The sequence below is a fragment of the Rossellomorea arthrocnemi genome (assembly GCF_904424705.1).
Classification (GTDB): Bacteria; Bacillota; Bacilli; order Bacillales; family Bacillaceae_B; genus Rossellomorea; species Rossellomorea arthrocnemi.
In genome coordinates, this window is sequence record NZ_CAJGBF010000004.1 from 148249 (window position 1) to 168488 (window position 20240).

Genomic DNA, 20240 nt, shown 5'->3' on the forward strand with positions numbered 1-20240 from the left:
AATTTCGCCGATAAAAAATCTCCTGACAAGTTCAGGAAGGGTTTTTACTGGATTATAGAGAATAGGAATAGTACAAAACAGATTGGAGTGATCAAATGATCGAAAAGGAACGAACAATTCCCCGAATCATCCTCATTTTGCAAGCTTTACTGCGAAGACTATCCTCTCAACACTCTAAACGAACTGTCATTTCCGAAGAACTTGGTAAAAGAATGGCAGGTTTTAAAGGGGAGGAGGCGTTAGATTTCACATTAAGCTTTTTAGACCCTAAGAAATACTCTATTCTCAACGATCTAAGAATTCCATACAAAACTAACTTCTTTCAAATTGACACCCTTCTCATCACAACAAAATTCATCCTCATTATTGAAGTGAAGTATCTTTCTGGAACTGCTTTTTTTGACCCCATATTTAATCAATTAATACAAACAAAAAACGGCAAAGAACTTGCTTTACCAGATCCGACGCTACAAGTCAAAAGACAGAAAGGACAGCTTGAAGACTGGTTAATAAAGAATGGATTCCCCAATATCCCCATCTATACTTACGTAGTCATGAGTAATGACCGCATGATAATTAAGACTTCCCCAGAAAACAAAACCTTAAACAGAATCGTCATCCATCGCCATTCTTTATTGAACAAGATAGTGGAAATTGAGGAAGCTATTCTTAAAGAATCGACTTCTCAAAAAGATATAAAAAAATTGATACGTACATTTAAAAAACAACATACTGAATTCAACCCATCTGTAAAGGAGAGATATAATATTTCGGAAAGAGATATTTTGAAAGGAGTGATATGTGAATGTTGCAACTTTCGTCCTTTAACAAGGAAACATGGTACTTGGATTTGCTCAAAGTGTGACCATAAAGATCGTTTCTCTCATATACATACCCTCAAAGATTATAAACTTTTAATTGGCCCAACAATTAAAAATGCTGAACTAAGAAGTTTCTTAGAGATTCATTCGTCCTACGTTGCTAAAAGACTCCTCCAATCCCTAAACCTCCCTACAACAGGCACCAAAAAAGGAACAACATACATCCTCTCTTTTAACAAAAACCATTCCAATAAACCCACCAATAAATGACGGGTTTATTATTCCTTCTCAATCCACTCCTGGGACCATTTCTCTATATCTTTCATTAATGGCTCAAGTGAATACCCCTTCTTTGTCAGGGAATATTCAATTCTCACCGGTGTTTCGGGATAGACATCCCGTTTGACGATTCCTTCTTGTTCAAGATCCTTTAATCTCTCTGAAAGGAGTCTGCCGCTTATGCCAATTGCGTCTTTAATGGTGCAGTTCCGTTGGGGACCGGAGAGCAATTGATAAATGATGAGTCCCGTCCACCGCTGGCTTAAGATGCCTATTGCTTTTTCAAACCTTGGACAAATGTCAGATTGGTTCATTCTCAATGCCCCTTTCACTCGTGAAAAATCTAATAAGTAGTATACCACAATACGGGTGATATGGTAATTTAATTACTTGACGGATAAAAGTTATTAAATTAAAATAAGTTACATAAAGTAACTAACTGATATAAATATCATTTCCCTATATGTCAAAGGGAGTTGAAAAGAATCGGAGGAATGACGATGAACTTTCATAAGGTACCAAATACCTTTGTTGGAGAAGTGAATCTAAAAGTACAAGATTTACAGCGATCCCTATCCTTTTATCAGGAAGTAATCGGATTTAACGTGATGGAGCGTACAGGGAAACGGGCCACTTTAACAGCGGATGGTATCCATCCCCTGTTATCCCTGGAAGAGCTGGAGGAGCCTTTACCTAAAGAGCCTCGAACGACCGGGCTGTATCACTTTGCCTTGTTGCTCCCAAGTAGGGAGGAACTTGGGAAGATTCTGGCTCATTTCATTAAGCTGAATATTCAGCTCGGATCAGCTGATCACCTCGTCAGTGAGGCTCTTTATTTATCAGATCCGGACGGTAATGGGATTGAGATTTATAGGGACCGTCCATTGTCCGACTGGACATGGAATGGAGATCAAGTCCAGATGGCTGTTGATTCTCTCGATGCACGGGGAATAGTAGCGGAGGCGGATGGGGAATCATGGCATGAATTGCCTGCCGATACGGTGATGGGCCACATTCACTTGCACGTATCAGATTTGAACTCCACGGAAGAGTTCTATGTGAAAGGACTTGGCTTCGATGCAGTCAGCAGGTTTGGAAATCAGGCGCTTTTCATTTCTACAGGAGGATACCATCATCATATTGGATTGAATACTTGGAATGGAATCGGCGCACCAAGACCTAATGTAAACAGTGCTGGTCTCAACTGGTTTACTCTTCACTTTCCAAACGAAGAAAAACGAAGCACCACCATTCGGCGGCTTGAATCCTTAGGGGCAATTATCCAAAAACAAAACGGAAAATTCCTCACCCATGATCCATCAGGAAACCAAATCTATTTGAGTCTGTAAAGAAGAGGGACGGACCTCATGTTGAGGTCCGTCCCTAAAAATGTAAATCAAAAGGAGTACGCCCCCTTGATCGAAGGGTGTCTCCTTTTGAATGTCAATAATAATAAGGATAAGAAGGATAACCATAATAAGGTGGCGGATATCCGTAACCATACCCATACCCGTAACCAGGACTCAATAAAGCCGCACCTAATAAACCTCCGGCAAGGCCGCCTACAAATGGGCTAAAGCCGAATCCAAATGGACGTCTCCCGAATCCGCCATATCCAAATCCCGGCCTCCCAAATCCAACGCGTCCGATCGGGCGACGGAAATCACCATAATTTATAAATTGTTCGCTGCCTGCTGTCTGAAAATCATTCAAAGCATAAAACCTCCTCTCTATCTAGGTTATGAGTATTCGATATTGGGTGAAATGGTATGGGCGAATAACTAGAAAGAGAGATTTTATGAAAAGGTACGCAGCTGAAAATGCAGGAGGAATTGTCATGTAGTGCAGTCTGTACAGTTGCTCTGCATGTTTACAAATAGTATGTAAAGCAACGATTAAGTGGAGGATTCTCTTGATTGTTCCAAGGCGGAAATAATCGAACCAATCGCTTGAATCCAACTGCCCACTACATTGATATTCCCACTGTCCTGTTTATTTAATTCCAATATACCTGAAATGGCTTGAAGGGAATTTCCAATAACCTGAAGAAGGTTTCCATAAATCGAATACAGTTCTTCCAATGTGTGTTCTTCATCGAAAGAGTCGGCGAGAGCAGCCGCTCCCCCCAAAGCCTGCAGGAGATTTCCTTTAATATTAAGCTCCTGTTTGATTATGTCATTAAAATCAATGACAATGCCGGCAATGACCGTGACGTTTCCGATGGCTTGAATTTCATTCCCGGCTTTCGTCAGGTTGAATTCGTCAATGGCATCAGCTTCCAGGGCATTCCCCGTTGCCTGCAGTTCATTTCCTATGAGATTGAATGATCCCAGTGTATCTTCAGGAATCCTCTTAATGGGGGTACTGCCGATTGCGGCAAGGACGGTCCCGATGGCCGCAATCCAGGCTCCGAATGTGGCTTTCAGCTCATTGCTCATAGTATAATCGCCTACTTTACAGTTCCTTAGATAGTGTATACAACTAGGCGATTGTTTGTTCATACCCACCATTTCGATGTGGGGAATGAATCTTCATTCACAAAAAATGTTTCACCTATTCTAGGGGTTGCAACGGGAACATTACGTTCATTCCCTGCTTTCGTCACGCGTTCCACCGGATCTGTCCATTCGTGGAAAGATAACGTAAAAGCCCCCCAATGGATGGGCAAGAGCCATTTACCCTTCACATCAAGATGGGCTTGGACCGTCTCTTCAGGAAGCATATGAATCGGTGCCCATCTTGGATCATATTGACCACATTCCATCATCGTCAGATCAAAAGGACCATAAACTGATCCAATTTCTTTAAAATGGGGTCCGTACCCACTGTCCCCACTAAAAAAGATTTTGCTAGACTTCCCGATGATGCACCATGAGCACCATAAGGAAGCGTTCCGATCATTCAGGCTCCTGCCGGAGAAATGCCTGGCAGGAGTGCAGGCTAATATCAATTCATTCCACTCCACCTTATCCCACCAATCAAGCTCTGTAATGTGATCGGGATGGATGCCCCAACGCTGCAAATGACTCCCCACCCCAAGGGGGACGAAGAATTTTTCTACGTTATTTCGCAGTCTTCGAATTGTCCCATAATCCAGATGATCATAATGATCATGAGAAAATATCACAGCATCAATGGAAGGAAGTCCATCGAGTTGAAATGGAAGCTCTTTGCTATACCGTTTCCCACCTATCCACGGGAAGGGGGAAGGAGCCCGTCCAAACATGGGATCAAGGAGAATTCTCTTCCCACCGATTTCAAGCATGGATGCAGAATGTCCGAACCAGGTAACATTGGTGAGATGATGGGGATGACTTAAGGAAGGAAAAGCTACTCTGGGAATATCATTGTCTGGCTTGCGATTGGCGTTTCGCTTGATGAGGTCTCGGATCATTGAAACGGATGAAGAAAAGCTGGCATCCATGGAAGTAGGGGTCGAATTCTGAAAGGCTCCTTGAGAATACTGTGGAGATGAGTCGACTTGCTCACATGAAGGCTTTTTCCCTAATGCCGGATAAAACCTCACGATCAGGAACCCAGTCAAAACTATGGCAAAAAGCAATATAAGAGTAATAAGCATGAGATTCTCCTTTTCGTTAGATATCTTTAACTATCTCAAATTCGTAAGAACCTGTCCAAAACGAAGCACGAACCACATTTAAGAATTAGTTAAGAATTACGTTAAGATTCTATAAGGTTTGTTTTTTATACTACTGTTAATCGGGAAAAAGAGCGGGTGGCAGTGGGACTCGGGTTCCCGTTGTATAAGAGCCTGGCTCTTTTGTAGAAACAACTAGGAAAGAGAATGAAGAGAATACTATGAAGGAAACCGATTCATCTTCGCCAGACGATAGGACTAACGATACAATGAAAATAAAAGAGTGGATGGGAACATTAGGTTCTAAGAGTAGAGGAGGGTTCACAATGGCAAATAAGGTGCTGTTAGTAGATGATGAGGAAAATATTGTGGATGTATGTTCACGCTATCTTGTTCGTGAAGGGTTTGAAGTGAGTATTGCCTATAACGGTAAACAAGCCCTTCAGCGATATAAGGCGTTCCATCCGGACATTGTGATTCTCGACATCATGATGCCTGAAATGGATGGGTGGCAGGTAGCCGAGATGATAAGGGAAGACCATGACACTCCCATTATCATGCTGACGGCACTCGGACAAGAGAAGGACCGTATATATGGACTTACCTTAGGAGCGGACGATTATATCACGAAGCCATTTAGTCCACGTGAGCTATTGCTTCGGGTCAAAAATGTGTTAAGAAGAACCAATTCTGCATCAGATAGGAAAGAAGAGGTTCTCAAGTGGAAGGGATTGCTCGTTGATCGTACAAAAAGGAAAGTGGTCGCGGGAGGTAACGAAGTCGAAATGACGGTAAAAGAGTTTGAACTGTTGTCCTTACTGGCACAGCATCCTTCTCAAGTGTTCTCGAAATCACAACTGATCGAAACACTTTGGGGATATGAGTTCCTAGGTGATGCAAATACAATCAATGTCCATATTCGCAGATTAAGGGAGAAAATTGAAGTGGATCCATCCAACCCCCATTGGATTAAAACAGTGTGGGGAATAGGGTATAAGTTTGAAGGGGGACAGCAGGATGAAGATTAGGAGCCTCCTTATTTTAGCTAACACGATTTCCTTGGTAGTAATATTGGTCTTCCTTTCTATTTCATATGTCAAAATGTTTATTTCACCTGATATCATCATTCTTCTCTCCCTTATAACATTGGGGGCGGGGCTTTTATCTTTTGGTATTCATTTGACGATTACCAGCCCCTTATTAAAATCCGTTAAGCAAATGAGCAAGGAAGCAGGGAAAATGGCGAGTGGTGACTTTGATGTGAAGGTGACGGAAGCGGGACCTCTGGAAATCAAAGAGCTCGCTGCAAACTTTAATCATATGTCTTCAAGGATAGAAGAGATGTTTGGAGAATTAAAGGAATCAGAAAAGTTCAAGAGTGAGCTGATTGCCAATGTATCACATGATCTAAGGACACCACTGTCATCCATCCACTCCTTTGTCTCGGCTTTGAATGATGACATCATCGAAGATCCGAAAGACCGGAAACGATACTTCGAAACCATATTATCTGAAACTGGAAAATTAAGTCTGTTGATCGAAGAAGTGTTAGAGTTTTCCCAACTGGAAAACAGAAAGCTGTCATGGAATCCGCATCCCACTCCAATCGACCAGCTACTGATTGATACGCTCGGGCAATTCGAGCCCAGGATACAGGAGAAAGAAATACACGTGAAGGTCGAGTACGATGACAGCTTGCCTCTGGTTCCATTAATGCCTCTTCACATCAAAAGGGTCATGACGAACTTTATCCAAAATGCTCTTTCGTTTTCGCCTGATCATACTTCTTTGGACATACGGGCTGTAAAAAAAGAAGAGCAGGTGGAATTTTCGGTGACAGATCAAGGCAAGGGGATACCGATTGAAGAACAGGATTCCATATTTGAGCGATTTTACCGGGTAGAGAAGTCCCGTAATAAAGCGGGAGGAGGGTCCGGCCTCGGACTCTCCATCAGTAAGGAAATCATAGAAATCCACGGTGGATCAATAGGTGTTGAAAGCGATGGACAATCGGGCAGCACTTTTTGGTTTCAATTACCTTTAGAAAAGAGCGGGGAGGAGAGACGATGAAAAAGATAATGATTGGAATCGGGTTGATACTCGTAGTCGGCCTTGGTGCATTTTTCGGACCGAAACTGTATGCAAGCGTGACCCAGAAATCTTTGGGGAGTGAACCAGTGAAAACGGATATGATTGATGATGATCATGCACTTGCTACCTTTGCGGGGGGATGCTTCTGGTGCATGGAACCCCCCTTTGAAAAACTGGATGGCGTATACTCGGTTATTTCAGGATACACAGGCGGGGAAGAAAAAAATCCGACCTATGACGAAGTATCCTCCAAACAGACGGGACACATGGAAGCTGTTCAAATTGAATATGATCCTGCTGTGATTACGTATGAACAACTATTAATGATTTTCTGGAGACAAATTGATCCGACTGATGCGGGTGGACAATTTGTCGATCGAGGACCTCAGTATGTGAGCGGAATTTTCTATCACAATGAGGAACAAAGGAAGACCGCTCAGGAATCAAAGCAGGAATTGGCAGACTCAGGGCGCTTTGATGAAAGTCTTGTGACAGAGATCCAACCGTCCAAAACTTTTTACAAAGCTGAAGAGTATCACCAGGATTACTATAAGAAAAATAAATTAAGCTACAAGTTCTATCGAAGTAATTCAGGCAGGGACGATTTTCTGAATGAGGCGTGGGGAGATGAACGCCATATTAAACTCAACACCAATTCTCTTTATCCTTCATTTTCGGATGAGGAATTAAAAGAAAAGCTGTCGGATATTCAATACAATGTCACCCGGGAAGGTGCCACTGAGGAAGCGTTCAAGAATGAATATTGGGATAACAAGGAAGAAGGTATCTATGTGGATGTAGTCTCAGGAGAACCACTGTTCAGTTCGACGGATAAATACAAAAGTGGAACAGGCTGGCCAAGTTTCACGAAGCCCCTCGTGGAAGATAATATTGTGGAAGTAGAGGACAGGACACTATTCATGGTACGGAAAGAGGTCAGAAGTAAACACGCAGACTCCCATTTGGGTCATGTGTTTAATGATGGCCCTAAGCCAACAGGATTAAGATATTGCCTGAATTCTTCTGCCCTTCGTTTTGTGCCGAAGGATGAACTGGAGGATGAGGGTTATGGTGAATTTGTGTCACAGTTTAAAATGAATGAGGAGGGTGCGTCATGAAATCAGCATCTTTATGGCGGCCGGCTTCTGTTTTGGAAGAGCTTTCAGGGAGAATCGTGAACTACCCCAAAAGAGAAGTTGTCTTCCAGCCTTTTTCATTGAGTAAGAATTTATATATGATTCAATCGGGAAAAATAAAACTCTATAAGAACAGTGAGGATGGACGTAAAACCACCCTTACCGTTCTCAGAGAGGGGGATTTTTTCAGTAATATTCCACTTTTTAGTTTAGATGATAAAGGCGTGTATGCAGAAACAATTGAAACGACAGTGGTCCACGTACTCTCTCATAAACAAGTGGATAGCTTGAAGGCCGTTCATCACCCGGTCGTGACTGAATTATTTTCATCCCTCAACCAGCAAATGAAACAGAGGAATCTGTTCCTCGAACGTATCATGTATGCCCCTGTCAAAGAAAGAATTCTTTGTCTCATGTCCTATCTTATGAAACGTTTTGGAGAGGGGCAGGGAAAACTCATCAAAATCAATGTACACCTTACTCACCAGGACATCGCAAGCTTCATAGGCTCGACCAGGGAGACCGTCACCAGCCTCACAAAAGAACTGATCACAGAAGGCCGTATCCAAAAAATCAATAAGCATTATCATTTGGTGAAAGGGACGGACCTTCTCTGAAGGTTTGTCCCTTTCATTCTCTATCTAATTTGACAATATCTGCATCCGGGTTGGGACGCTTGAGGATGAGGTCACGCAAGATATGGGATCCGAGCATGCTATATACTGTACCATTTCCTCCGTAACCAAGCAGATAATAAACTTTTTCCTTCTCTGGGTGTTTTCCGATATAAGGAAGGTTGTCAAGAGACTCCCCAAAGCTTGCTCCCCATGCGTAGTCCATCTTAATCTTCAAGTCGGGAAACAGTTTCTGAACTTTTTCTTCAATCCGTTTTCCGCGTTTCTCAATTTTTTTCTTACTTTGAGGTGCTTCAGGAGGATCTTCGTCCAATCCACCGGCTATGATGCGATTATCAACCGTGGTGCGCATATATAAATAAGGTCTATTTGTCTCCCAAATGAGAGCTCTATCATCCCATTGTGATAGGTCTTCGATTGGCTCAGTGGCGATGGCATAAGAACGATTAATATCCGACCGGATTTTCTTACTCAAGGGAGGTGTTTCATAGCCTGTTGCATGAATCAAGTGCGTTGTTTGGATGATCCCTTCTGGTGTATGGATGTTTACACCTTTAGAATGTTCTTGTATGTTTGTTGCTTCGAGATTCTCAAAGATCGTTGTTTGCCCTCCATCCTTTAAATAGTCAAATATCCCATTCACGAATTTGTATGGATTCACCTCTGCATCTCCATGGGTGATTAAGGCACCGGGCTTGGAAAAAGGCAAACGTGTCTTCATCTCTTTTCGAGACCAATATTCCACAGGGAAACCATGCTCTTGCAAAGTTTTATACTCTAGTTTTAATTTGGGGACATGGCGTGATGTGCTCGCATAATAAATGCTTTTTCTGCGAATGAATTCTGGAGAGCACGGCAGATTCTTCGCGATTTGTTCCAGATTCTCTATTGCCTTTAAACATAATGTATAAAAACGCACAGCTTTCTCTTTTCCAATCTGCTGCATCATGTTATGAAGCATGACGTCATTAGAAAACTGAAGCAGTCCTGTATTGGCGGATGAACTGCCTGCAGCTACAGTCCGTTTCTCAATGATGGCTACTTTCAATCCTGCCTGGACGAGTGAATAGGCACATAAAGCTCCGGACATACCACCACCGATAATGGCTACATCATATTTTTTTCTGAAATCCTCTTTTTTATTACTTAATGTCGTGGGCCAAAACAATTGCCCGTTATGTAATTCCATTCTGGTGCCCCCAATGAGAAATGTTTTTGTTCATATTCCATTCCCTTAGAGGGGGAGGAATAAAACATAAATTTTCAAAGGGGATAGTTCTGTTTTTGGAAATAAGGAGATGAGAAACCGTATCCGTATTAGGTTAAATGTAATAAGAAAGTAGCTCACAAGAGGTGAAAGAGGGCTACTGAACTAAGGACAAATACAGTAGCCGTAAAGAGGTTATGGTTTTGTGAAATTTAAATCCCAATTGATCCCGTAAGGATCTTTCACCTTCGCGTAGATAGCTCCCCAAAATGTGTCCTGAAGCTCCATTATAACCGTTCCTTTTTCAGACAAGCGTTCATAATACATATTGATGTCCTCTTCACTCTCCAGTTCAAGTACAAGTGAAACTTGATTTCCCGCAGTCGGTGCTTGACCCGGAAAGCTGTCCGACATCATAAAGAAGAGCTCTCTTTTTTTAAATTGAGCATGCATGATGTGGTCTGCAATTTCAGGTGGACTCGGAAAATCTGCTTCGCCAAATGTCTGTACTCCCAGCACTTCCCCTTCGAATACCTCTTTGTAGTACTCTAATGCATTTCTCGCTTGGCCATCAAAACTAAAATAAGGTGTAGCCTGATGTTTCATCTTTTCCCCACTCCAATATTCATGAATTTTTGTACTCTTTTATTATAGACCGAATGCTGGAATAAAAACAAGAACAAATGTTCGTTTTTTACATCAAATAAAAGGATAGGCATATATGTGCCTATCCCGATCCGTTAAAATAATTCAGTATGCAATTCTACAGAGATATTTCCATTTGTCGCTTTTGAATATGGGCAAACGCCATGAGCTTTTTCCACTAGTTGTTTGGCTTCATCCAGTTCTACACCATTCACGGCGACTGAAAGGACAACGCCTAATTTGAATCCACCGTCTGTATCCTTTCCAATTGAGACTTCAGCCGTTACATTGGATTCGATTTTTTTCTTTTCCTGGCGGGCGACTAAATTAAGAGCACTGTCGAAACAAGCGGCATATCCTGCTGCAAATAGTTGTTCAGGGTTTGTTGATCCTTCAGCCCCATTTCCACCAAGTGACTTCGGCATGGCGAGACCCACATCCAATACTCCGTCACTGCTTGTTACCTTTCCTGCACGTCCACCTGTTGCCGTTGCTTTTGCTGTATATAATGCTTCCATTTCTGTCACTCCTCTTCATTTTAATTGTGCGCAATTCAATATTACAAAACTAAATATAACTCCTCTGATTTTTATTGTCAACTATTTAATTTTGCGCAATTTAATTTGATAACTGATAATTTTTTTTGTATGATAATCTCAATTAGTATGTTCAAGAAGGGAATAGACATGTATGATGGATCCATTATTATTAGAGAACCAAATCTGTTTTAAAATCTACACAGCTGAGCGGGAGATAACAAAGGTTTACCGGAGCCTCCTGGAGGAAATTGGTGTCACGTATCCTCAATACCTGGCCCTTTTGGTGTTATGGGAAATAGAAACGGTTTCAGTAAAGGAACTGGGGAGGAAGTTATTCCTGGATTCCGGTACGCTGACTCCCATGCTGAAAAGGATGGAAGTGAACGGTCTAGTGGAACGCACACGATCAGCAGAGGATGAGAGAAGTGTTATCATCAGCCTTACAGGTAAGGGGAGAGATATGAAAGAAAAAGCAGAGTGTGTCCCGACCCGTTTATTGGAGCGGCTGGAAATGGACGGTGACGAGTTAGCGAAGTTGGATCAGACCCTTACAACAATCCTTGATAGACTGCAGCAATAATAACAGTCAATTTATTTTGCCATTTCGAATTAGATATGGTGATAATTTAGATATCGTCTGATGTTTTGCCGTTTTGGTCGGTTTTCTCCCAGAACGGCTTAATTCTCGGGAATATTGACCGGATTATTTCAGTAAGGAAGTTAATCCCCCTCACAAAATGCCAAGCGTCACCCTTTTTCTAACAGGATCCTGCAATAAGCTGAGCCTCCGTCAACTGGTTCAATGAAAGGTATCTTCCCTCATGGAGAATTCTGCTTCTCCCCTCGAAAAGTCAGCACCGAAGTCTTCAAGGAGGCGAAATTTCCAATCGCCGCATATCCATAAAAAAAACCCATGAAAATGCCCGTGGCAATCTGACCCCTGTGACTGATGAAAATAGATATGAATAATCCAAGTATGACGGCGATATTAGGCACTAAATAAGCCCGAGGTTTAAAGAGGATTTTAATAAGCTGTGTTAGCAGGATGATGATCGGAATAGCGATGACAGCATCCCAAAAGTTCGTGTGAATAGTAGGGAAATCCATATAATGCCTCCAATAAAGGTTCTGTTCATACTATTTCCTTATTGAGTGAGATTTAACAAAATAGAGGCCGAGACAGTAGAGGTTTAGTCAAAAGAAAATCCGAACGATCATTCGAAATCGTTCGGATTTTTATTATTTTTGATTGGTATGCAAGACGAAGACTCCTGCGGGAAAGTAAAAAAGAAAAAGGTCTTTGACCTCTAGCCCCTAAGGCTTGAGTTGGACATCTTGATGACAGGAGGAGGCTTGCCTTTTAGAATGACGTTTTAGTTAAAACACGGCTTCATGATTTAAATCGTTCGTTCCAGCGTTCTGCCTTTTCGAGTGCAGCAATGTCGTTGACGATCTCACCAGGCTTGACGCCAGCACCGATTATATAATCTGCGAATTCCATATTGACGAATTGGAAAATGTAATCGAACTGTTGTATCAGAGGAAGTCCTTTAATTTTAGCTGAGCTTCCTCCGGTAATCACAACATACGCTTTTTTCTTTGTAAGCTCTTCTTTTAGATTAAAGCGTTCATCGCGTAAATATTGACTCCAGCGATCGAAGAAGTTCTTCATCGGGCCGCTCATACCATACCAGTATAGGGGTGTAGCAAATAATAATACGTCATGCTCTTCCATCAATCGGACAAGTTGTTCGTAGTCATCCTCAACGGGCAGAAAGCCGCCTTCAGAGTGGCGTAAGTCTTCAATCGGTTCAATATGCATATCGGCAAGGGAGGCGATGGTATGGTCGGTCCCTTCGACGATTTTTTTCGCAAGGTATTCTGAGTTGCCGTTTTTTCGTGTACTTCCTAAAAGGGCTAATACTTTCATTTATCAACACTCCTTTATGAATTCATTTTTTTAAAAGGATTCCGTATGAAGAGTGTAAAGGACCGAACCACTTCACTGCTATGATGGGAAGCAGATCCTCTCATAAGTGTTGGAACGACTATGAGTATATCATTGATTGAAGGAGCAAAGTTACCAATGATGACTTGAACTTATGAATCCCTAAGGAAGGGGTAATCGCCAGCGGTTTAGTCCTTTTTTGGGGGATCACTACTCTTATTACCGTCTGCGGAACCCTTCCTCACGCAGATACAACGCTGCTTCATCATATCCGCCAAAACTGTCCTCCAAGTTATCGCCGGCATAAATATTCCAACGGTCATCCTCTTCCATTAACGTGAGTGTATGCCCTTCAGCATCTTTCCATAACTGTTCGACCGGTGGCACGATTTCTACTTCCGTTGCCAAATGATTGATGGATACACGAATGATCTGGCGCAGGTCAGTACCTGAAAAATCACGGATATTTACGAGTCCTTTTTGATTTGGTTCATATTCAGGAAGGCTGCCGGTGTAAACAAAGCCGTTCCCGTTCGGATGCAGGTGATACACGACAGTAGTCTTCTCATAGAGACTGTCCTCAAAGTGGAAGTTCACCCTGTTCAACGAAACATCCTTTCGTGAAAGCTCAGGAAACTCCTCTATGATGGCTAATTTATCTTCAAAAGTCAGCAATGTGATCCCTCATTTCATTTTACGATTTTCCCATTATAACACAGTGCCCTATTTTCTAAAGAGGATTAAAGGTATAATGAGTATCAAAGAGGTGACCCCATTGAATGATTTTACTTCCTTAGGAATTCAACCTAAGTACGTCCATGCATTAAAAGAACAATCCATCATAGAGCCAACGCCGATTCAGAGTGAAACCATCCCTGTATTATTAAATGGTGAAGACGTGATTGGACAAGCCCAAACCGGGACGGGGAAAACGATGGCGTTTCTTCTGCCCATGCTTGCCAAGATAGATCCTGGAAAAGATGAGATCCAGTCTCTTATCGTGACTCCGACGAGGGAGCTTGCGATTCAAGTGACCGCTGAATTAAATCAAATACTTTCTTCTACGGAAGATGACATACATGTATTAGCCGTGTACGGTGGTCAGGATGTGGAGAAACAGATTAAACGTTTGAAGAATAAAGCCATTCATATCGTGATCGGAACACCGGGTCGTATCCTCGATCATGTGCGACGTGAAACGGTCGACTTTTCGAATGTATCATTTCTCGTATTAGATGAAGCGGATCAGATGCTGCATATCGGATTTTTTGATGAAGTGGAATCGATCATCCGTGAGACACCTTTCACCCGTCAGACCGCCCTGTTTTCAGCAACGATGTCTAAGGATATCCGCAAGATCGGGAAGCGCTATATGAATAATCCTCATAATGTGCAAATCCGTGAAAAAGAAAAAATTGTACAGGAAATCCATCAGGAAATCGTGGAAACGACGGATCGTCTGAAACTGGATGCCCTCAGTCAGACGATCCACGATGTCCAACCGTTCCTGGGGATCATTTTCTGCCGGACGAAGAGAAGGGTCAGCAAGCTGCTTGGAGACCTAAAAGCGAGAGGCTTTTTAGTAGATGAGCTCCACGGTGACTTGTCTCAGGCAAAACGTGAAAACGTGATGAAGAAATTCAGGGATGCGAAGCTCCAACTTCTTATCGCTACGGATGTGGCAGCCCGGGGTCTCGACGTTGAAGGCGTCACCCATGTGTTTAACTATGATATCCCTCAAGATGTGGAAAGCTACATTCATAGAATTGGGCGTACGGGCCGTGCAGGGCAAGACGGGCTTGCCATCACCTTTGTTGCACTGAAGGATAAGCAAGACCTGGAAACGATTGAAAAAGGCATCGACCGTTCGTTACCCCGTCGAATGGTAAAGGTGGTTTCTGCTAAAGAAATTCCTAATAGCTCCAAAGGATCCAATGAAAGTGCGAAGGATCGACGCGAAAAGAATATTCAGGCTAATAAAGAGAGAAAAGCAAGGTCCCCTAGAGGAAGCCGGTCACGAACTGGTGACACCAGCGGTTCTTCCCGCTCCGGTAAGGCTCGGAACGAGGACTCTCCATCCCGGCGAAGCGATGAATCATCCCGCACCCCCCGGGGAAGACAATCAAAGACTGCCGGAAGAAGTAACCAAGGCAATCGCCGCAATAGTGGGAACAGGTCTACTTCCAACAGAAGAGGGCGCTAACCAGGAAGCATGGTGACAATTAGGTCATCATGCTTCTTTCCTTTTGGAGAAATGAAAAAGAGACTAAAGACAAAAGTGTATTAGTCAAAGAGAAATCCGAACGATCACTCGAAATCGTTTGAATTTTTATTGTTTTTTAGGAGTATTGGATGTACCTCAAACCAATGATCCGGAAGAGTTGAGTGGTTAAACGCCATTATTTCATCGATTCAGGCGGCTCATCGTCTCTGTTAGGACCTCTATAGCATAACTTATAAAAAGGACGTTTTATCTTCATAATAACAGGGAAAAGCAGTTTTTATAGAGTAGACAATTGGAGGGCGTAAAGATGAGTTTAAATTCCCCGATGGTTCCAAATTCTAAAACTTATTGTTCCAATGAGTATGGAAAGTTAAAGAAGGTTGTTGTCGTTTCACCTGAAAATATGCAAATTAATGAAATCATAAATGAGACTCAAAAGCACTTTTTAGACGACAATATCAATATCGATAAAGCTGTTTTGCAACATGAAAAATTTGTAGACACGTTAGAGAAAAATGGTGCAGAGGTCATTCACCTTCAACCATCTCTTGAATTCAATGAACAAGTGTTCACGAGAGACATTGGTTTCACGATTCATGATCAGTTTTTTGTTTCATCGATGAATACTGATGTCAGGCGTGGTGAGGTGGAGACACTGAAAAAATGGCTGGATGAGAATGGTGTACCATATAGCGAGTTTCTTCATTCAATTGAAGGTGGGGATGTCCTGGTCGATGGGGATGATATTTGGATTGGGGTGAGTGGACGAACGAATCAGCTGGCGATTCAATCGTTACGAAATCAGCTCACACCGTATACCGTTCATGAATTACCATTGAGAGAAGACATCCTTCACTTGGATTGCGTATTCACCATCATTTCAAGTGAGTGGGCGATTGTGTATCCTCCGGCATTTTCAAAAGAGGATCTTAAGACCATTAAGAGTCATTACAATATCATAACAGTGACGGATAAGGAACAGTTTCAAATGGGACCCAATGTATTGGCGATTGGAGATGAAAAGATCATCAGTCTCATCCAACACACATCCTTAAATAAGCGGATGAAAGCGAAGGGTTTTGAGGTGATTGAACTGGATTTATCGGAAATTATTAAATCAGGCGGTTCATTCCGTTGCTGTACACTTCCCCTAATTAGGGAGTAAGGAAAAAACAGGTGACTTTATACCTGTTTTTTTCAATTTTACATAAGTTTTACACTCTTGTCTTCGTTTTGAAAATGTTTCTTCATATTATCCCTTTAGTCTTCTACATGTATCAAGAATAATAGGAGGTAGGGAAAATGAAAAAATCAATGAAGAAGATTCTTCCGTTTGCAGTCGTTTCCACATTAGCTCTTGGAAGTGTGATAGGAATGAATCAGGACAACACAGAAGCGAAAGCCAAAGAATCAAAAAATGGAAAAGCCAAGAACGTCATTTTTATGATTGGGGATGGAATGGGCGTCCCATATACAACGGGTCTTCGTTATATGAATGACAATCCGGATACGGTAGAAATGGAAAAAACCGCGTTTGATCCTTACCTTGTCGGATTACAGACTACATATCCAGAAGATGAAAAAGAGAACGTAACAGATTCAGCTGCTGCAGCAACCGCGATGAGCGGTGGAGTGAAAACATATAATAATGCAATTGCAGTAGACAACGATAAATCAGATGTGAAAACGGTATTGGAGCAGGCGAAAGAAAACGGTATGTCTACAGGAATAGTGGCAACATCTGAAATTACACATGCTACCCCTGCTTCTTACGGAGCACATGAAGAACAACGTAAAAGTGAAGATGCAATTGCAGATGACTATTATGATGAAATGATTAATGGGAAACATAAAATTGACGTCATGCTTGGAGGTGGAACCGATTTCTTTGAGCGTGAAGACAGAAATCTTGCTCAACAGTTCCAAAAAGATGGATACAGTTATGTAAAATCTGCTGAAGAACTAAAAAAAGATGACAATGAACGAGTTCTGGGCTTATTCTCTGAAGTCGGAATGGACAAGATGATTGATCGCGATGAGAAACAACCAAGCCTCGCGGATATGACGACAGCAGCACTTGATCGTTTGAAGCGTGATAAAGATGGTTTCTTCCTGATGGTGGAGGGAAGCCAAATTGATTGGGCTGGACATGATAATGATGTTGTCGGTGCCATGAGTGAAATGAAAGATTTTGAACAAGCTTTTGAGAAAGTAAGAGAGTTTGCGAAAACAAATGGAGAAACCCTTGTGATTGTGACGGCAGACCATTCAACCGGCGGTATCTCAATTGGTTCTGATGGTGAGTACAAGTGGGATCCAACACCAATCCAAGCGGCAAAGCACACTCCTGATTTTATGGCAGAGCAAATCGTGAAAGGTGCTTCAGTTGAAGAAACGTTAGGGAACAATATCGATCTTGACTTATCAAATAAAGAAATCGCTTCTGTCAAAACCGCAGCCGAAAAAGGAGATATAACAGAGATCGATAATGCCATCGAGAAGATTTTTGACAAACGTTCAGGTACTGGCTGGACAACTGGTGGTCATACAGGTGACGAAGTTCCAGTTTACGCTTTCGGTCCTCAGAAAGAGAAATTTGCCGGGCTGATCGATAACACGGATCAAGCAAAAATGATTTTTGAATTATTGAAGAATAAAGGGAAGATCAAAGATCAAAAATAATGTTTTATAATTTAGACCCTGCCTTGAACTCGGCAGGGTCTTTTCTTTCGTTATACTTCTTCTAAATCAGAAATACTGACTTCGGACCGTTCTTCCAGTGGTCCACGAAGGTGCACAACGGCCGCTTTCCCGTCTTCATTGACAGAGTCGATCCAGACGGACGCATCTCGATATTTGACTTCGATGTCGGCAGAAGAAGATAGTATTTGTTTGACTCGATTTTGATCCATGAATATTTCCTCCTAGAGCCTACTGGCAGGACTTATGTTAGTTCGTTTTATTATTCTGGTCTTTATTATGCTTATTTCCCTTACTATTGTCTCCGCTTGTGATTTCCGTTGCAAATTCTGTCGTACCACGTTTAGGTGAATTTTGGTTTTCGCTGCCTTTGTTGTTTTTCTTTGTCATTCGAAATCCTCCATTTCAGTAAAATCCCTTTTAGTTTTTGATTAGGAAGGTAATACTATGCAGCTTTTAAGGAATATGTCTTTCTTCCTGTATGTAACAACAAGGATGAATTTTTTTCTCTCCTAAAGGATAATGAAGATAGGAATGTTTCTTAAAAGGGGGGAAGGTTGATGGATAAAAAAATGGCAGTAAATCAGAAAGGTATTGGACTACCCGGCAGATGGTTCATAGATGAAGAGGTATCGAATACTGGTGGCTTTCCTATATTATTTGTTCATGGAATCAATACATCTTCAGATACGTGGATCCAGGAGAATGATATGCTGCAAATCATGCGTGGAGCCGGTTATCAATCGGTGTTCATCGACTTGCATCCAGACGAAGATATGAAGAGAAATGGTGAGATATTAGCTGAGAAGCTCCGTGAGATGCACGAATACTTTAATGAGAAGATTGTGGTTGTAAGTCATAGTAAAGGGGGGATCGATACCCAATCTGCGCTGATTCATTACGGTGCTTCTGACTATGTTAAAAGGGTCATCACACTCTCGACTCCCCATCATGGATCAGAGCTTGCAGACCTTGCCTTCAGTAAATGGGCAGGGTGGCTAACGGATGCGTTGAAAAGTAAGACACAGGCCGTCTTTTCATTGCAGACGGGGTATATGAAAGGTTTCCGGGCAGAAACAGACGGAGATGATCTGGCGGAAAAGATCCCCTTCTTTACCTTGGGCGGTACTGGCTGGGGAGGTGCCCACTCTGAATTGTTTTGGGGAGGCTTGTATTTAAGCCGGTTCGGCCAAAGTGACGGGGCTGTGCTGGTGAAAAGCTCTCGGCTGCCTTATGCCAGAGAAGCAGCGATCGAAGACTGGAATCATACAACGATAAAAAAGGGCAGCGAGGTTTTTCCTTATTTGAAGAATCTTTTCACAGAAGTGGTGACGGATGTTCCGTATGCAAAGGTGAACGAAATGGCTTTGGATGGGGCAATGTCGGTTCTTCATAGGGGAGGAGACTTTGAAGGAATTAAAGGTGAGAGTTTTTCCGTTGAGGAAGGGGTTGAGAGTATCACGGTCGACTGGATCAGTGACCAGAACGTTACGGTTTATGAGCTTGTGGCTCCAGACGGTCAAGTATATAAGCAATGGAACATGACGGAAGATGCTACAGGCTTTTTCCCTGGTGCCTATCATCACACCATCCTTCTTACACATCCAATTTCAGGACGCTGGGAAGTGAAGGCCATATCGAGTCAAAGAGAACATTATATGTTAAGCGTTCTATTTCATAAAAAAGGAATGAGTGATGGGGGTTATGTCGAGAGCACTTTGGATGGGAGTGACCCTTCCATGAAGAAGACAAATACGATCTACCATATCCCGGTGAAGATTGGGAAAAAGCCTTCAACCCTCATAACGACCGAAGATCTGTCATCTCTGCCGCTGGCCGACTTTGAAGAAGGAATTCACAACATCACCACTGACCTGGAAGGGAAGACGGTGCAGGGAAACGACTTCCAACGAACGGTGGTTCAAACACTGTATGTAGATGGAAAGGGTAATATTTATTAATAGAAGAAGTTCAAAGGTCCGTCCCTCTGTATTCAGAGGGACGGACCTTTGGATTATAATGTGTTTAGGAACTCTGTCACTTGTTCTGGTGATTTGGCGTTGGCGCTGTGCAGATGAGCGATTTTTTCGCCGTTTTTGTAGACCAGCAGGCTTGGTATGCCCATGACGTCATATTTTTCAGCGATTTCCGGGAGCTCATCCTTATTGATGTCGTACCATTTATATTGGTTGAATTCTTCCATGATTTCATCAATGAACATGTCCATACGCCGGCAGTCCGGACACCAGTCTGCATGGAATTTTACGATGACTGGCTCTGTTGATGAGATAAGATCGTCAAAGGTTTCTTTGTTTTTGATTGATTGCATGATGCTAACCTCCCTTTTCCACTTATTTTATACAAAACCCTGCATGGTTGTAAAACGAATCATTTTTCGTGTGATCTTGTACATGATA

24 protein-coding genes are annotated in these 20240 nt (G+C 42.3%); 11 read left to right on the forward strand and 13 right to left on the reverse strand.

The window, feature by feature from the left end; all coding sequences use genetic code 11:
- Window positions 1–95: 95 nt before the first annotated feature.
- Window positions 96–1091, forward strand: a complete 996-nt coding sequence (locus tag BAA9072_RS08065) for a nuclease-related domain-containing protein (protein WP_201714167.1) — start codon at window positions 96–98, stop codon at window positions 1089–1091.
- Window positions 1092–1099: 8 nt separating this feature from the next.
- Here the strand turns inward: BAA9072_RS08065 and BAA9072_RS08070 are convergent, their stop codons facing one another.
- A complete protein-coding gene (locus BAA9072_RS08070) occupies window positions 1100–1414 on the reverse strand; it encodes a winged helix-turn-helix transcriptional regulator (protein WP_201714168.1) in 315 nt (104 codons plus the stop codon).
- Between the two features lie 186 nt (window positions 1415–1600).
- Here BAA9072_RS08070 and BAA9072_RS08075 point away from each other — a divergent pair, with 186 nt between their 5' ends.
- Window positions 1601–2449, forward strand: coding sequence for a VOC family protein (locus BAA9072_RS08075; RefSeq protein ID WP_201714169.1), 849 nt, complete (start codon window positions 1601–1603; stop codon window positions 2447–2449).
- 94 nt (window positions 2450–2543) lie between these two features.
- On the opposite strand, the gene BAA9072_RS08080 is transcribed toward BAA9072_RS08075, so the two are convergent.
- The 3 genes from BAA9072_RS08080 to BAA9072_RS08090 all read right to left on the reverse strand — a co-directional run bounded on the left by BAA9072_RS08080 (window position 2544) and on the right by BAA9072_RS08090 (window position 4680).
- Window positions 2544–2813 carry a spore coat protein gene (locus BAA9072_RS08080; protein WP_408015220.1) on the reverse strand — a complete coding sequence of 90 codons (270 nt, stop codon included), beginning with the start codon at window positions 2811–2813 and terminating at the stop codon, window positions 2544–2546.
- 182 nt (window positions 2814–2995) lie between these two features.
- A complete protein-coding gene (locus tag BAA9072_RS08085; protein WP_201714170.1) occupies window positions 2996–3538 on the reverse strand; it encodes a DUF6944 family repetitive protein in 543 nt (180 codons plus the stop codon).
- Between the two features lie 59 nt (window positions 3539–3597).
- Window positions 3598–4680, reverse strand: a complete 1083-nt coding sequence (locus BAA9072_RS08090) for an MBL fold metallo-hydrolase (protein ID WP_201714171.1) — start codon at window positions 4678–4680, stop codon at window positions 3598–3600.
- A 344-nt stretch (window positions 4681–5024) separates the two neighbouring features.
- Here BAA9072_RS08090 and BAA9072_RS08095 point away from each other — a divergent pair, with 344 nt between their 5' ends.
- From BAA9072_RS08095 to BAA9072_RS08110, 4 genes are all read left to right on the forward strand, one after another.
- Window positions 5025–5726: a response regulator transcription factor gene (locus BAA9072_RS08095; RefSeq protein ID WP_201714172.1), complete on the forward strand. Its 702-nt coding sequence runs from the start codon at window positions 5025–5027 to the stop codon at window positions 5724–5726.
- Complete coding sequence (locus BAA9072_RS08100; protein WP_201714173.1) at window positions 5716–6768, forward strand: HAMP domain-containing sensor histidine kinase; 1053 nt, start codon at window positions 5716–5718, stop codon at window positions 6766–6768. Before BAA9072_RS08095 ends, BAA9072_RS08100 begins: the two co-directional genes overlap by 11 nt.
- Window positions 6769–6887: 119 nt before the next feature.
- Window positions 6888–7907 (forward strand): peptide-methionine (R)-S-oxide reductase MsrB, encoded by a 1020-nt coding sequence (gene msrB / locus BAA9072_RS08105; protein WP_230980805.1) that lies wholly within the window; start codon window positions 6888–6890, stop codon window positions 7905–7907.
- A complete protein-coding gene (locus BAA9072_RS08110) occupies window positions 7904–8542 on the forward strand; it encodes a Crp/Fnr family transcriptional regulator (protein ID WP_201714175.1) in 639 nt (212 codons plus the stop codon). Before msrB ends, BAA9072_RS08110 begins: the two co-directional genes overlap by 4 nt.
- Window positions 8543–8555: 13 nt before the next feature.
- Here the strand turns inward: BAA9072_RS08110 and BAA9072_RS08115 are convergent, their stop codons facing one another.
- From BAA9072_RS08115 to BAA9072_RS08125, 3 genes are all read right to left on the reverse strand, one after another.
- Complete coding sequence (locus tag BAA9072_RS08115; protein WP_201714176.1) at window positions 8556–9749, reverse strand: NAD(P)/FAD-dependent oxidoreductase; 1194 nt, start codon at window positions 9747–9749, stop codon at window positions 8556–8558.
- Window positions 9750–9962: 213 nt separating this feature from the next.
- Window positions 9963–10373 (reverse strand): VOC family protein, encoded by a 411-nt coding sequence (locus BAA9072_RS08120; RefSeq protein ID WP_201714177.1) that lies wholly within the window; start codon window positions 10371–10373, stop codon window positions 9963–9965.
- 134 nt (window positions 10374–10507) lie between these two features.
- The gene (locus BAA9072_RS08125; protein WP_201714178.1) at window positions 10508–10930 is read right to left on the reverse strand and encodes an organic hydroperoxide resistance protein; all 423 of its coding nucleotides are present in this window, start codon (window positions 10928–10930) and stop codon (window positions 10508–10510) included.
- Between the two features lie 172 nt (window positions 10931–11102).
- Between BAA9072_RS08125 and BAA9072_RS08130 the strand changes: the two genes are divergently transcribed.
- Window positions 11103–11531, forward strand: a complete 429-nt coding sequence (locus BAA9072_RS08130; RefSeq protein ID WP_201714179.1) for a MarR family winged helix-turn-helix transcriptional regulator — start codon at window positions 11103–11105, stop codon at window positions 11529–11531.
- Between the two features lie 239 nt (window positions 11532–11770).
- Here BAA9072_RS08130 and BAA9072_RS08135 read toward each other — a convergent pair whose 3' ends face one another.
- The 3 genes from BAA9072_RS08135 to BAA9072_RS08145 form a co-directional block, all read right to left on the reverse strand.
- Window positions 11771–12058, reverse strand: a complete 288-nt coding sequence (locus BAA9072_RS08135; RefSeq protein ID WP_201714180.1) for a hypothetical protein — start codon at window positions 12056–12058, stop codon at window positions 11771–11773.
- Between the two features lie 283 nt (window positions 12059–12341).
- On the reverse strand, window positions 12342–12881 hold the full coding sequence (locus tag BAA9072_RS08140; protein ID WP_201714181.1) for a flavodoxin family protein: 540 nt from the start codon (window positions 12879–12881) through the stop codon (window positions 12342–12344).
- A gap of 237 nt (window positions 12882–13118) precedes the next feature.
- The gene (locus tag BAA9072_RS08145) at window positions 13119–13574 is read right to left on the reverse strand and encodes a hypothetical protein (RefSeq protein WP_201714182.1); all 456 of its coding nucleotides are present in this window, start codon (window positions 13572–13574) and stop codon (window positions 13119–13121) included.
- Window positions 13575–13665: 91 nt separating this feature from the next.
- On the opposite strand from BAA9072_RS08145, the gene BAA9072_RS08150 reads away from it, so the two are divergent.
- From BAA9072_RS08150 to BAA9072_RS08160, 3 genes are all read left to right on the forward strand, one after another.
- A complete protein-coding gene (locus tag BAA9072_RS08150) occupies window positions 13666–15102 on the forward strand; it encodes a DEAD/DEAH box helicase (protein ID WP_201714320.1) in 1437 nt (478 codons plus the stop codon).
- 328 nt (window positions 15103–15430) lie between these two features.
- Complete coding sequence (locus BAA9072_RS08155) at window positions 15431–16288, forward strand: dimethylarginine dimethylaminohydrolase family protein (protein ID WP_201714183.1); 858 nt, start codon at window positions 15431–15433, stop codon at window positions 16286–16288.
- Window positions 16289–16425: 137 nt separating this feature from the next.
- Window positions 16426–17805, forward strand: coding sequence for an alkaline phosphatase (locus BAA9072_RS08160; protein WP_201714184.1), 1380 nt, complete (start codon window positions 16426–16428; stop codon window positions 17803–17805).
- 50 nt (window positions 17806–17855) lie between these two features.
- On the opposite strand, the gene BAA9072_RS08165 is transcribed toward BAA9072_RS08160, so the two are convergent.
- The gene (locus BAA9072_RS08165; RefSeq protein WP_201714185.1) at window positions 17856–18035 is read right to left on the reverse strand and encodes an H-type small acid-soluble spore protein; all 180 of its coding nucleotides are present in this window, start codon (window positions 18033–18035) and stop codon (window positions 17856–17858) included.
- 37 nt (window positions 18036–18072) lie between these two features.
- A complete protein-coding gene (locus tag BAA9072_RS08170; protein ID WP_201714186.1) occupies window positions 18073–18213 on the reverse strand; it encodes a hypothetical protein in 141 nt (46 codons plus the stop codon).
- A 170-nt stretch (window positions 18214–18383) separates the two neighbouring features.
- Here BAA9072_RS08170 and BAA9072_RS08175 point away from each other — a divergent pair, with 170 nt between their 5' ends.
- Complete coding sequence (locus tag BAA9072_RS08175; protein ID WP_201714187.1) at window positions 18384–19784, forward strand: esterase/lipase family protein; 1401 nt, start codon at window positions 18384–18386, stop codon at window positions 19782–19784.
- A 53-nt stretch (window positions 19785–19837) separates the two neighbouring features.
- Here BAA9072_RS08175 and BAA9072_RS08180 read toward each other — a convergent pair whose 3' ends face one another.
- Window positions 19838–20155: a thioredoxin family protein gene (locus tag BAA9072_RS08180; protein ID WP_408015221.1), complete on the reverse strand. Its 318-nt coding sequence runs from the start codon at window positions 20153–20155 to the stop codon at window positions 19838–19840.
- Window positions 20156–20240 lie beyond the last annotated feature (85 nt).